This window comes from Fibrobacter sp. UWP2 (assembly GCF_900141705.1).
In the GTDB taxonomy this organism is placed as follows: Bacteria; Fibrobacterota; Fibrobacteria; order Fibrobacterales; family Fibrobacteraceae; genus Fibrobacter.
On the sequence record NZ_FQYM01000047.1, the window covers coordinates 1 to 13,181 of the forward strand.

11 protein-coding genes are annotated in these 13,181 nt (G+C 51.6%); 2 read left to right on the forward strand and 9 right to left on the reverse strand.

Annotation, left to right across the window (positions count from 1 at the left end):
* Positions 1–200 precede the first annotated feature (200 nt).
* Genes BUB55_RS13145 through BUB55_RS13170 form a run of 6 tightly spaced genes read right to left on the reverse strand, consistent with a single transcriptional unit; the run spans position 201 to position 6,297 of the window.
* Positions 201–596 carry an ExbD/TolR family protein gene (locus tag BUB55_RS13145; protein ID WP_073192239.1) on the reverse strand — a complete coding sequence of 132 codons (396 nt, stop codon included), beginning with the start codon at positions 594–596 and terminating at the stop codon, positions 201–203.
* Positions 597–1,178 carry a MotA/TolQ/ExbB proton channel family protein gene (locus tag BUB55_RS13150; RefSeq protein WP_073192241.1) on the reverse strand — a complete coding sequence of 194 codons (582 nt, stop codon included), beginning with the start codon at positions 1,176–1,178 and terminating at the stop codon, positions 597–599.
* 11 nt (positions 1,179–1,189) lie between these two features.
* The gene (locus BUB55_RS13155) at positions 1,190–1,906 is read right to left on the reverse strand and encodes an energy transducer TonB (protein WP_073192244.1); all 717 of its coding nucleotides are present in this window, start codon (positions 1,904–1,906) and stop codon (positions 1,190–1,192) included.
* Between the two features lie 9 nt (positions 1,907–1,915).
* Positions 1,916–3,127 carry a DUF1302 family protein gene (locus tag BUB55_RS13160; RefSeq protein ID WP_073192246.1) on the reverse strand — a complete coding sequence of 404 codons (1,212 nt, stop codon included), beginning with the start codon at positions 3,125–3,127 and terminating at the stop codon, positions 1,916–1,918.
* Between the two features lie 2 nt (positions 3,128–3,129).
* Positions 3,130–3,906, reverse strand: a complete 777-nt coding sequence (locus tag BUB55_RS13165; protein WP_073192248.1) for an outer membrane lipoprotein-sorting protein — start codon at positions 3,904–3,906, stop codon at positions 3,130–3,132.
* Positions 3,907–3,921: 15 nt separating this feature from the next.
* On the reverse strand, positions 3,922–6,297 hold the full coding sequence (locus BUB55_RS13170; protein ID WP_083597034.1) for an efflux RND transporter permease subunit: 2,376 nt from the start codon (positions 6,295–6,297) through the stop codon (positions 3,922–3,924).
* Positions 6,298–6,456: 159 nt separating this feature from the next.
* Here BUB55_RS13170 and BUB55_RS13175 point away from each other — a divergent pair, with 159 nt between their 5' ends.
* Both BUB55_RS13175 and feoB read left to right on the forward strand, forming a co-directional pair.
* Positions 6,457–6,708, forward strand: coding sequence for a FeoA family protein (locus tag BUB55_RS13175; RefSeq protein ID WP_233143049.1), 252 nt, complete (start codon positions 6,457–6,459; stop codon positions 6,706–6,708).
* 2 nt (positions 6,709–6,710) lie between these two features.
* On the forward strand, positions 6,711–8,759 hold the full coding sequence (gene feoB, locus BUB55_RS13180; RefSeq protein ID WP_073192251.1) for a ferrous iron transport protein B: 2,049 nt from the start codon (positions 6,711–6,713) through the stop codon (positions 8,757–8,759).
* Positions 8,760–8,767: 8 nt separating this feature from the next.
* On the opposite strand, the gene BUB55_RS13185 is transcribed toward feoB, so the two are convergent.
* The 3 genes from BUB55_RS13185 to BUB55_RS13195 form a co-directional block, all read right to left on the reverse strand.
* A complete protein-coding gene (locus BUB55_RS13185) occupies positions 8,768–9,556 on the reverse strand; it encodes a ZIP family metal transporter (RefSeq protein ID WP_073192253.1) in 789 nt (262 codons plus the stop codon).
* A 19-nt stretch (positions 9,557–9,575) separates the two neighbouring features.
* A complete protein-coding gene (locus BUB55_RS13190; protein WP_073192255.1) occupies positions 9,576–10,553 on the reverse strand; it encodes a hypothetical protein in 978 nt (325 codons plus the stop codon).
* A 94-nt stretch (positions 10,554–10,647) separates the two neighbouring features.
* A complete protein-coding gene (locus BUB55_RS13195) occupies positions 10,648–12,999 on the reverse strand; it encodes an efflux RND transporter permease subunit (protein ID WP_073192257.1) in 2,352 nt (783 codons plus the stop codon).
* Positions 13,000–13,181 lie beyond the last annotated feature (182 nt).

Below are 13,181 nucleotides of genomic sequence, written 5' to 3' on the forward strand. Positions count from 1 at the left end.
GGGTTTACGCCCAAAAGTTTCGCGATGGAATCGGTCACCTGGGCGAGAAATGCTTTTGCTGCATGCCCTGCTTCGTGATTCGAATTGGCGTTGCCAATAAACCTGCGTTCAACTTCGCAGAATCGTTGCAAGGCTTCTTCGCATGCCGGGGTGTTTGCCGTGTAGTCAAAATAGGGCATAGCGAAAGTAAAGATAGAAAATTATTCTGTGCCTTCCATCTCGTTAATCAGCTGGATGTTGTACAGCTTTTGCACCTGTAAAATATCGAGGATCACGGCGATGCGCTCGTAAGTCGTGCCCTTGTCGATCTTGATGGCGACAGGGGATTTCTTGTTCTGCACCGTAGCGGCTTTTTCGCGGAGCTCGTCGGGCGTGCCACGCTGGCCGTTAAATGCGAGTTCCGTCTCCGAAAGCTCGATGTACAGACCCTCGGGCGTGTCGCGCTTGACCTCGCTCTGCGTTTCCGGCAAAATCAGTTTGAGTACCGATTCGTCTTGCTTGAAGACGGATGTCACCAGAAAGAACACCAGTAGCAAAAAGACGCAGTCGATGAGCGGAGTCATATCGGGCCGGATTCGGCGTGTGCGCTTGGCCATTTATGCATCCTCGTTTGCGGCATCGGCGCACTGAGAACGGATGTGGTTTTTTTCTTTGAGAATTCGACCCAACTGCAAAAGCACGTCGTTTTCCACATTGTCCTGCTCGGATTCCATGCGGGCGTTCAGGTAGTTGAACGCAATGACGTGCGGAATGGCGACCACAAGGCCAATCACCGTTGTAATGAGGGCGAGCTTGATGCCTGTAGCGAACGCACCCGCATCAGAAAGACCCGAAACAGCAATGACGCTGAATGCGTTGAAGATGCCGAAAACGGTTCCCAAAAGGCCGAGCAGCGGAGAAATGCTTGCGATGTTTTCAATCGTGGTCATTCCCTTTTGCAACGGCGAGAAAGCGAGTGCGATTTCGGTGCGGATGCTTTCGATGATGATGTGGTGATCGGTATTGTGCGTCACCACGCGATGCAGGATTTTGGATGGCAGGCGGTTACGTATGCTTCTGTTGAAAAGAATCAGCGAGATAACCTTCCATACGATTATGGAATAACCGACGAAGTTCATCGCCACGAGTACGTAGGCGATAATTCCGCCCTGTTGGATAAAGTCTAAGATGTAGTTCATTGTGTTCCTGTTTAATGAAGGTTATACTTGATTGGAATCTCCATTTTCCAGGTGTCCTTGCCAAGTACAGCTGGAATCGGGTCGAATTTTGGCACGGCTTGCACGGCGGCAAGCGCACTTTCGTTCAGTGAAGAATAGGGGCATGGTTTCGAAACAGTTGCTCCGCTGATGCTTCCGTCTTTTGCGACCGTAAACTGTACGCGCACGGTGCCTTCTTGCTTTAGGCGGCGGGCTGTAGCGGGGTAGTCCTTCTGCTTTTCAAACGCCTTGGAAAGCCCGATAAGGTAGGCTTTCGTCACCTTCATCAGCGAATCCTTCGAAGGTTTCGGTGGAGGTGGCGGCGGTGGGGGCGGTGCCACGGGCTCAGGAGGCGCTTCGACGACGGGTTCGGCATCCGTAACCACAATCGGTTCCGGCTCTGGTTCCGGTTCAGGTTCCGGCACCGTATCTTGCACAATGTTCGGGATAATTTTCGCGCGGACTACTTTCTTCACGATTTTCTTGACTTCGGGTGGAGGCGGAGGCGGCTGCAAGAGCAAACGCTCCACATGAATCACCTCGGCATCTTCGCGGGTGGTAACCACCTGCGTCCGCTTCAGGAATCCCCAGGCGTAAAAGCCCACGTGCAGCAAAATGGCAACGACAATGCCAATGCAAAATACGCGCCGCATCGTGAATGCGGAATAGGGATTGCACGGGCGCGATGTCGGTTCAATTTCAAAATTCATCAGGTCTTATTAGAAGTAATACTTCGCTTTCGCCCAGATTTCGCGGTTCTTGTCGTAGCTGGCGAGTTGCCCGCGCTTGCCGCCAAAGTGGTCGTAACCGAGCGAGAGCATCACTTGGTCAGTAACTGAGCAATCGCCCGAAATGCGCGCGTAATAGGCAAGGTTGTCTATATCGAACATTCCGTAGAGCGAGAGCTTGAGCGTGTTGTTCAGCAGTTCCTTTGAAATGCGGAAGGTCATTTCGGAACTGTTCTTTTCGGCAGCCAATTCGTCTGAATAGTCGGCGATGTACTTGTGCAAATACTGCACCATGAAAGTCCAGTTGTCGCCGGCGTACCAGTCGATTCCACCAAGCGCATTGAAGGTGTTCTTGCGGGCGTAATCGAGGTTGCTTGCGTAACCGAGCGCTTCGTCGAAGTATTCTGCGATTTCGGCACGCAGCACGAATTCGCCGACAGGCATCGACATGTCGCCACCGATCATGGTCATGGTTTCGTGGATGCCGTGGATGACAATGGAATCCTTGATGGGGTCGTAGCCTGCGACCGTAACGGGCGACTGGTTATGCGTATGGAGTGCCGAAATGGAGAAATCCAGATTCGAGAGAAAGAACGAAACTCGCGTTCCGAAATCTCCGTTCTTGAATTTGGCTTCTGGACCATCCGGAAAATCGATGCTTGCTTTTTCGGGCAAGTCCGGACGCCAGGGGTTTTCTTCTTGCATGGGCATCTGGAAGTATCGCGGCACTGGCACGTAAACGATTTCGGCATTCACGCGCTCGCCGGGGTACTTGATGCGGAAACCGTCGACAGCCATGCGCATGTCGTCGTAATCGCTCGACATAAACTCGGTGTAGTCTACAGGCGAAATCAAGTCGGTAACGCGAAGCCCGTCGGCAACGCCCCATACCACAATCTGGCGGCCCGCACGAATTTCAAGAAAGTCGTTCTGGTAGTTGAAATACGCTTCTTGCAACTGCACGCCGGTGCGGTCTTCGAGAATGCTGTTGTGCACGCCATTTAGGCTTGCAAACAGGTAAGCGTTCTCGTAGTCCACGCGAAGTTCTGCACGCAAGCGCGTCCGCGACGTGGTAAAATCGTGCGGATGCTGCGTCTGGACGGCGTGATACGTATCCACGAACCCGTTGAATTGAAACGGGCTTTCTTGGGCAACAGCGGTCGTCGCCGCCACCCAAATCGCTAACCACCAGATTTTAGACATTGTTACAGTCCTCTTTCCAAGCGCGGAACGGTGAATGTCTTTGCGTCCAGCGGGATGTTGAACTTGATATCGCCGAATTCAAGAAGCGTCTTGTGGTTGGTCTGAACATTTTCCATGCTCATCTTGGCGATAGACCAGAAACCGTCCACCTGCACAACATTTTCCACTTTCAAGAAACGGTGCAGCTTGCCGAGCTTGTCGTAGTATTCCACCTTGGCGGCAATCAGGCAGTCCTTGCGAATCCAGGAGATTTTCTTCGAAAAGATTTCGTCGCCCTTTTTTGGCACGGATTCAACCACCCAGCAATCGATTCCGTCCACCTTTTCTTCGCGGAGGAGTTTGTGGGTGTCTTCGTCGATGTTGCGCTGGCCCACATCGTCGTAAGTGAAGTCGGAACCCATGAAGTAGTCCGTCTTGGAGCTCTTTCCGCTAATACGGCGCGTCTTTTTCATGGCGGGCAGGTAAAGCCACTTGTCATCATCTTTGTTGATGTCGTCGTAATCGACAGTCAGGAATCCCGTGCCCTTCACGTCGTTGGGGTAGCGGAAGAACATGATCTGCTTGGTATCTTTGCCCACATCCATTGCGAACGAGGTAATCTTGCGTTCGCGCTTGCTGCCGCTCTTGTTTACGAGTGTCATCGAAAGTTCGGAACTACGCGTGTCGCCATCGGGGCGGTCGTGTACCTTCTGTATAATGTCGCGGCCGGTTAAAGTTTCTGCGCACACCATGGCGCTTAATGCGACAACGATTGTCGCGGCTGTTTTTGCAATTTTCATTGTCATGATTTTCTCCTATTTTCCAAAAATCTTGAATTTCTTGATCAAAAGCGGTGTTACGAACAGGTCGGCGAGCAATGCCGAGACAAGGCCGATAAATACCACGAAACCGAAGTTGAACATTTGCGTTGCCTTCGAGGTGGTAAAGCCTGCGAAGGTTGCCACCATGATGATGGTGGTCATCACGAGTGCGGGGCCTGCCGTGCGGAACACGCAGAGAATGGACTCGCGGTAATCCTTGTTGCGGTCAAATTCCACATGCCCGTGGTTGATAAAGTGAATCGTGTCATCCACCGAGAGACCGATAATCATCGGGATGAGCGTCGCGGTCATCATATCAAGCGGAATGTTGGTAAGACCGAGGTAACCGCCCACGAAAATACCCGGCGCAATGTTCGGAATCATGCCGATAAGGCCCGTGCGCACACTGCCGAAGACAATCATCAAGAGAATCGCCACAATCACCACAGAAATCAGGAAAGACGTCATTTGGCCCACTTCCAAGTACTGCTGCATGGCAGTAAACTGTGGCAAGTTACCCACAGCCGTCACCTTTGCGTTCGGGTAAAGTTCGCGAGCGAAATTTTGCAAGTCTTCGATTTCCTTTTGGAGTTCATTGGAGTTGTAGCTTGAAATTTCCACCATCAAGCGGAGCTTTCTGTAATCGTAATCCATCCAGTAAGTCGCTTCGCTACCGCCCGCATTTTCGTAGAGCAAGAGCATCTGTGCCACCTGTTCCTCGTTTTCGGGGATGGCGTACATTTCTTGGCGATTCTCGTTCAGAGTGCGGTCCAAATCCTTGACAATATCAAGAATGGAGGTAGAACGCTTGGTGAGCGGATACTTGCCGGCGTGATCCTGCAACTGTTCCAGTTTCTTCAAGTTCTCAACTTCCTTGGCCTTGTCGTTTTCGCCAAAGTCAATCACCAAGTCATACGAATAGAAACTACCGATTTCCGATTCGGCCACATAGAGCATCTTGTTCACGTATTCGACCTTGCGGCCCATGGTGCGTTCCACGTCAAAGGCGGGTTTCATCTTGGTCACGCCGTAAATCGAAATTGCGGTGATGACGGCGAATACGATGGCAATCGGCTTGCCGTGACCGAGTACGAACTTGCCGATAGAATCGAGAATGAGTCCCATGCGCGTGTCGCCGCGTTCAAGCACCTTGGCGTTCGGCTTCTTGTCTTTACCGAAGCTCAAGAGAATTGGCGAAACCGTCAGCGCCACGAGAAGAATAAACGCAATCGCAATCGACGAGAGAATGCCCACGGAGCGAATGGGCTTGAGCATCACCGAAAGGAAACTGAGCAACGCGACAATCGTGGTAAGACCCGAGAACAGCACCGACCAGCCTGTTTCACGCATGGCATAAAGCACCGATTCCTTGCGCTTGCCCGTAAGCATCATGTTCTTGCGGAAGAAAGAATTGATGTGAATGTTGTATGCAATCGAAACGGCGAAGGCCAAAATCACGGGCACCATGATGTTGGTTACGTCCATATAAAGGCCAAGGTAACCCACTAGACCGAAAGTCATAATGACGCCAGCAAATGTCGTAATCAACGGAGAGACGATTCCGCGCAGCGAACGCGTCACCAAGAACATCACGATGATGGCGCAGAGAATCGTCATGATGAAAATGCGGCCCATTTCCTGACCGATGTAGGTCATTTTCTCGAAGCTCAAGTAAGGCATGCCTGTTGCACGCGGGTTCAGCGGTGCATACTTTTCCTTCGCGATGATTGCGGCCGTTTCGCGACCCGTTTTCATGTCAGGGGCTTCTGCTTTTTCGCCCTTCGCTTCGCCTTCAGCCTTCCACACGGAATCTTCGGGGAAGGGGCGTAGCTTGATGTTGATGAAGGCCTGCTTGCGGTCTGTCGAAATCAGCTTCTTTGCAAGTTCCGGCTTGTCGGCTAGGCGCTTCTCGATTTCAGCGATGCCAGCCTCATCCGTCGGAATTTCTTCGGGAACAATCTGCGTGATTTCCATGCCCTCTTCGGTGCCGAGCATGTATTCCAAATCGACAATCGAAGTCGCCTTGCCGTCGGAATACGAAAGACTATCGCGCAGTTCGTTCGAAAGTTCGCTTAAAAGCTTCAGGTTGTCCGGCGTCAAGATGGAATGATCGCTTTCGACCAGCACGCCCACGAAGTAGTCGTTACCGAAAGTTTCCTTGAACTTGTCTGTTTCGACAAGCATCGGGTCGCCCTCGATAAAGTAGCTGTCCCACGAGGCCTCGACGTAGATTTTTTTCATGCCCACGCCCGAAAACGCAAGCAAAACGACAAACGCCACCAGCAAAATGGCGCGGTGACCGAGCAAAAATTCGCCAAAACGGCCGAATCGCTCGTTGATTTTTTCAATGTTGATCTTTGGAAGGCTCATTGTATCCTCTTTTTTTTGCGGGGCAAAAAGTAGAGAGATGAGCCTAAAAATTTTACTCCAAATGGTTTTGTGCAAAACCGAACGGACTGTAAATCGTTCTGGATTCCCCGTAGTCTATTTGGAGCGGTTTTTTGTGCGGGTTTCGGCTACTTTTGGCGCATGAAAAACGCTGATTTTGTTGACCGTTTGAGTCTCGCCGAAATGGGTGAGAATCGTTGCGGGACGGTTGCCCAGATCGAGGGCGATTCCCGCTTTATTTCAAGAATTGTTTCCATCGGGCTTACGCCGGGTTCCGCCTTTACGCTTCTCAAGAATGACGGGCGCTCGCCGGTGCTCGTTTTTTGTCGCGATACGGTTATCGCTGTCAACCACAAGGAAAGTTCACAGATTTTTGTCAAGGTAGAATCGTAAAGATGAGCGAAATCAAGACTATTGCCTTGCTCGGGCAACCCAATTCCGGTAAATCAACGCTTTTTAACAACCTTACGGGACTTCACCAGCGTGTGGGCAACTGGCCCGGCAAAACGGTGGAGCAGGCCGAGGGTGAATTTGTTTTTGATGGTACGACATATAAAGTAATCGACCTTCCGGGCAGTTACGGGCTTTCGGCGAACTCCGAAGAAGAAGTCGTCACCCGCGACTACATTCAGAGCGGCAAGGCGGACCTCGTGTGCATTCTGGTAGATGCGTCGCAGCTGGAACGCAGCCTTTACATGCTGGCAGATTTTGTGGGCATTCGCATGCCCGTGATGCTGGTGCTCAACATGATGGATGTGGCCGAAGCGGCGGGCAAGAAGATTGATGTGGCTGCGATTGAAAAGCGCCTCGGCGTTCCGGTGCTTGGCTTCAGTGCGGCCGAAACGGAACGTTATCCTGAATTTTTCAAGAAGATGGTTTCGGCCATCAAGACGCCTGTTTGCCTGGATAGCGGGAGCCTGCGCGAGGAACTCGTTAGCGGGGGAGAGCTTGGCGAAAAAACGGATGATATCATTAGCCGCATTGAAGCCGCGCTCGGCGATTTTGAATATGGCGTTTGCGAAAGAATCTGGATTGCAGAAAAACTCCTCGAAAAAGACAAACTCATTTGCGGTATCGTGAATGAATCGCTTCCGTTCGCAAGGAAGAATGCGATTGATGCAATCCTCGATAGCGACGAAGGGCGCGACGGCGGAATTCTCACCGGCGAGGCCAAGTACCGCTGGGTTTCAAAGATTGTGCATGAATCGGCGACGCCCAAGTCCATCGAAAAGGTCTTTAGCAAGTGGGACCGTATCGCGACGCACCATATCAAGGGCAAGTTCTTTGCGTTTGGTATCATGGTCGTCTCGCTGATTGCGTGCATGATTCTCGCTTTCCCGGGCATGGGAATCGGTTTTGGAATACAGCCTGTATTGCAGTCACTCGTAGAACGCGCTGGCAATGCGCTTGGCGTCTGGCCTGTGGTGATTTCGTTCATCAATCTGGTGCTCGTCGGTGGAACTTGTATTACAATTTGTATGACGAGTTTCATTTTCGCTATCATTTTCGTGTTCCGCATTCTCGAAGAAATCGGCTATATGGCGCGTTTCTCGTATGCGTTCGACAACTGGCTTTCGCGCCTGGGCCTGCAGGGTAAGGCGATTATGCCGCTGTTCTCCGGAATTGGCTGCACGGCGGGTGCGGTTTGCGGTACGCGCGTACTCGATACCCGCGGACAACGCTTGCTTGCGCTCGTTCTGTTGTGGGCGATTCCGTGCGGGAGTAAGGTGGCGGTGGTGCTGTTCTTGGCGTCGACATTCTTCGGGTCGGCGGCCCCGTTGTTCGGCGTCGGTTATGTGGCGCTGATTTTTGCGAGCTTCTATCTGTCTTCGCGCCTGTTTGGCAAAAAGCTTGTACCGCAGAATGAACGCGTGGGTATGATTATGGAACTCCCGCCGTATCACAAGCCGCACTGGAAGATGATTGCTGCGATGGTGGGGCGCAGCACCTGGGGCATTTTCAAGAAGGCCTTGAAGATGATTCTGATGGTGGCGACCCTTTTCTGGGCGCTTTCTTACGCGGGCGACGGCAACGTGGAAAATACGCTCCTGTACAAGATTGGCAATGCGATTGAGCCGGTGACGATGTTCTTCGGAATGCGCTGGGAGCTGTTCGTCTCTTATCTGGGCGGCATGTTTAGTAAGGAAGCTTCGCTTGGCATCATGAGCACGCTCTTCAACCACACCGGCGAGGCGTTCTCTCTTGTGACCCGCGTGGCTGCAAGTGAAAACTTGGGCGAGGCTCTTGCAAGTACCATCAGCAAGCCCGAAGCGCTCGCGTTCCTGTTTGCGTCGATGTTCAATGTTCCCTGCGTGCTGGCGATGGGCACCACCTACCGCGAGGCAGGCTCGTTCAAGTGGCTAGCCACCATCATGGGTTACTACTTGGCACTTTCTTTGGGGCTCGCCTTTATCGGCTATCACATCGGATTGCTGATTTTCTAAGTGAAATTTTATAGCGCGCTGTCGAGCACCATCATGAGCGTGAAGCCTACGGCAAAAAGGATGGTGCCGGCGTCAAAGTGCTCGCCTTCGCTGACTTCGGGGAGCATTTCTTCGATTACGACATAAATCATGGCGCCTGCCGCAAGCGAGAGCAGGTAGGGCATGAACGGCGAGAGCGCCTCGGCCGCAAGCAGCGTGATTAAGGCCCCTACGGGTTCTACGGCTCCGGAGAGTGCACCCAGTGCAAAAGCCTTTTTGCGGGAAGCCCCTTCGGCACGGAGCGGGAGCGAAACCACCGCCCCTTCAGGGAAATTCTGGATGGCGATGCCTATGGCTAGCGCAAACGCACCCGAAAGCGTGATGGCTACATTCCCCGAAAGCCAGCCTGCGAAAACGATACCGACAGCCATGCCCTCGGGCAAGTTGTGCAAAGTCACCGCTAGCGTAAGCATGGTCGTACGCTTGAGTTTAGCCTTGGGGCCTTCGGGCGTGGCGCTACCCAAATGCAAGTGGGGCGTAATTTTATCCAGAACAAACAAGAACAGAATGCCGGCCCAGAACCCGACTGTCGCTGGAATGAAAGCGAGCTTGCCCATCGATTCGCTTGCACTGATTGCGGGCAAAAGTAGGCTCCATACAGAAGCCGCCACCATGACGCCCGCCGCAAACGACAAAAGGCCTCGTTTGAGATTTTGCCCCATCTGTGTCTTCATAAAGAAAACACATGCGGCACCGAGAACCGTTCCTAAAAACGGGATGGCAAGACCTTGGGCAATTTGTAAAACAGGCTCGTTCATGCTGAAATGATATTATGTTTTATCTTCCGTAGTATACCGAGATTTCATTGATGCACTTGTCGAATTCTTTGAGTCCATTCGTGTACACGATAGTTCCCTTGATGGCAAGTTCTTCATTGAAGACCCTGTCGGCATCGTAGTCTTGTAAACCTTCTGTAGTCTGGTCCTTGCAGTTTTTCTTCGTCACGTTTACTTGACGTTCTTCGTATGTACATTCCTTGTCGCCCGACTGGACACTGATAGTGACCTTGTAGTCCAAAGAATCCCGTTCTACATCCTTTACCTTGACCTCATATGCCTTTCCGCCCAACTTGAATTTTTTCGCTGTTTTTGTTTGCTCTAAAACATCGATGTTGTGTTCTTTTTCTATGGTCTTTATGTAGGATGTCTGTTCGGGAGAAAACAATGTGCCGAACATGCCGATAGATGGCCATGTGTAACCGTTTTCAAGAGCCGCATAAAGGTTGGGAATGTATACAGAATTCATGTAGTCGTCGTATTTAAAATATGCGGGCTTATATACAATTTCTTCCTGAAATTTATTTTCGGAAATAGTCAAAATGAATTCGTCATATTGTTCTCTAAAGTCGCGCTCCTCTTGAGGCTGACAAATTGTTTTGCCTTGATATTTAGAGCAATTAATATTCTTCCACGTACCATAAATTTTATCGGTAGAACCGCCAAGGTAGTAGTGCGGATCATCCGTATTACCATAGAAAAAAACGACAAGAGTGTCGCCGTGAATCTCGTAGGTAGTTACATCAGTGCCCTGGTCCGCTTCATAAGAGATTTCGCCCCAGTTAAAGGAGCCTTGGTACAAAGTGCAAAATTCTTCGGTATGAGCGTCTTGATCGACAACGATGCGATGTTTTTCTTTGTCTATAGACACATGCTGGTATTTGGTTGTATCGGAATTTTCCGATGAATTTGCACTGTTGTCGTCAGAGCAGGCGAAAAAGAATAAAGTTGATGCTAACAGATAAATGTAGCGATTCATATTTGTCCTCCTTATATCCAAAAAATATGCTTTTTTAACTTGTTTGTCAAACAGATCGTTTGCATTTATGAAGAATATAAGGGGGACTATTGTTCTATCGTCCTTTCCCGTATGGTTTTGTCAGGTACACGAGGGCTGTGGTGAGTGTATAGTCGGCGATGAGGGCGGCACCAAGGCCCACGATGGAGAGCAGGCCCACGTTGTGGAGTGCGCCCATGGGGCTGAAGATGAACACGAAGAACATCGCGCAAAGAATGAAGGTGGTCATGCCCATGGTCTTTCCGATTTCGCGGTAAGAGAGCAAGAGTGCCTGCCTGTAGCTGCCCGTGCGCTCGAATCCGTATTTGATGTGGTTGTTCATGTGGATGGTGTCGTCGACGGCGATACCCAAAATCATAGGCATCACGATCATCGTTATCATGTCGAGCGGCATGCCCGAATAGCCCATGACGCCGCCAATCAGGAGGACGGGCGCGACGTTTGGAATCATCCCGATAAGGCCCGCCTTGATGCTCCCGAACGCAAGAATCATCATGATGGCGATAATCACGAACGACCCGCCGAACGAGCGCAATAGCCCGCCGACCAGCTTGCCATTCATTTCGGCGTAGTTTACGACTTCGCCCACGACAGAAGTCTTGGCGTCCGGGAAAATACGGGCGGCATAAGCGTTTGCGGAATCCAGGTCCTCGACGATTTTGTTGGCATCGTAGCCGGCCAGTTCTATGTGGATGTAGGTGGTCTTGTAATTTTCGTCCATGCGTTCAAAGAGCGCGTCGGGGTCCGAAATTTCGTACAGGAACAGCAGTTGCGTGAGCATGTCTTGCGCATCGGGAATCTTGTAATGCTCGATGCTGTCAGCGTTCAACGTGCGGTTCATCTCTTTCACGAGGCGCGTTACCGATTGCACGCGCGGCTTATCGCCCGAAATTTTGGTGAGTTGGAGTGTGCCGAGTTTCTGCTCGAGTTCTTCAATGCGTTTCATGTTGGCGGGATCCTTGAGAGCGTCATCGTCCTCGAATTCCACCATCACGTTAAAGTCGTAAAGGCTCCCGAGTTTTCCGCTGAGCATGTCCTTGAGCCGCGTCACGAAGGGGATCTTTTCGCCCATGGTCTCGGTGTAGTCCATGTTCACGTCAATGTGCATCATGCCCGGAACTTGTAATAGCATAATTGCAGCCGAAATCACCGCGACGATAACGCTGTGCCTGCAGACCTTGCGACCGAAGAATTCAAAGAGAATGTCTGCCTTGGTGGCTCCTGCCGACTTTACTTGCGTCGGGTCGGGTTCTGCATTCTTGCCGAAGCTCATGAGAATCGGAATCAAGATGATGACGTACAAGTAAACCATCGTGACGATACCCGCCGAAATGCCTCCAATCCAACGGATGGGGCGAATGCCTGCGAACAGGAACGAAATCAGCGATGCGACCGTAGTGATGACGGTAAAGAGGATGGGCCAGCCCGTTTCTTCGACTGCGCAAATCACAGATTCGCGACGGTTGCCCGTGCGCCTAAAATGCATGCGGAACGAATTGATGTAGTGAATGGAATAGCCCACCGAAAGTGCCATGCCTAAAAGCACCGGGAGCGCGACCATGCTCTCGTCGCCGACAACGCCGAGCCACGCATTGATGCCGAGCACAGAGGCGATGCCACCGACCGTTGCAATCGCAGGCACTACCACGCCACGCAACGACCTTACAAACAAGATAAGGCATACGAGCATCACTAGGAATCCGAAACCGATACGCATCGCGCATTCTCGCGAGATGACTTCGTTTTCTTCCATCTCGGTGTAACTCATGCCCGTCGGGAGCATCTCGAACTTGTCACTCTTGAATTCGTCGGAATAGATGACCTCGCGGGCAAAGGGCGCGATGCTGTCTTTGCCGAAATCAACACCGCCCTCGTAAGATTTCAGCGAGAGGATGATCCATGTTTCCTTCGCGTCGTCCGAGACGATGTTGTTCACGAGCGATTCGCGCGAAAGAATCAGCCGCTTTTTCGATTCCAGTTTCTGCGGGTCAGTGGGAATGCCGTTTTCGAAGGGATCGATGACTTCGAAGCCTTCGTCATTTGCGACCGGAATCGATAAATTGTGTGTCAGCGAAACCACGCGATCGGCATACGGGACCTCGTTTTCGAGCCTGCGCGAAAGCTTGTCGATTGCCTGCAACACCTCCGGCGCAAAAACGTCGTCGGCGCGGACCATCACCATGTAACCGTCATCGCTGCCGAATTTTTCGTTGAAATGTGCCTGGTCAATCTTCACCTTGTCCCAGTCGTCAAACCATTCCTCTTCGCTGCTCGTCATCTGCAGTTGCGGGAGCCCGAGGCACGCCAAAAACGTCACAATTGCCGTTACCAGCAGAATCAACCAGCGAAACTTGACCTGAAAACGCCCCAATCGGGCAAAAACCTTGTTGACACGAGAAACTTGCATAAAACCCTCAATTTTTGAGGGAAAAATAGAGCCATAGCGCCGTTTTTTCTACTCCAAACGGACGGGCTCAAAAAATACGGCTCGTTTACCCTTTCTGCGGTAAGCGTTCCTCGTAATCGTCCAGGAACGAATGCAGTTCGCCGCCGGCCTTGTAGCCGGGGAACGTCTCGATGCAGACGGAG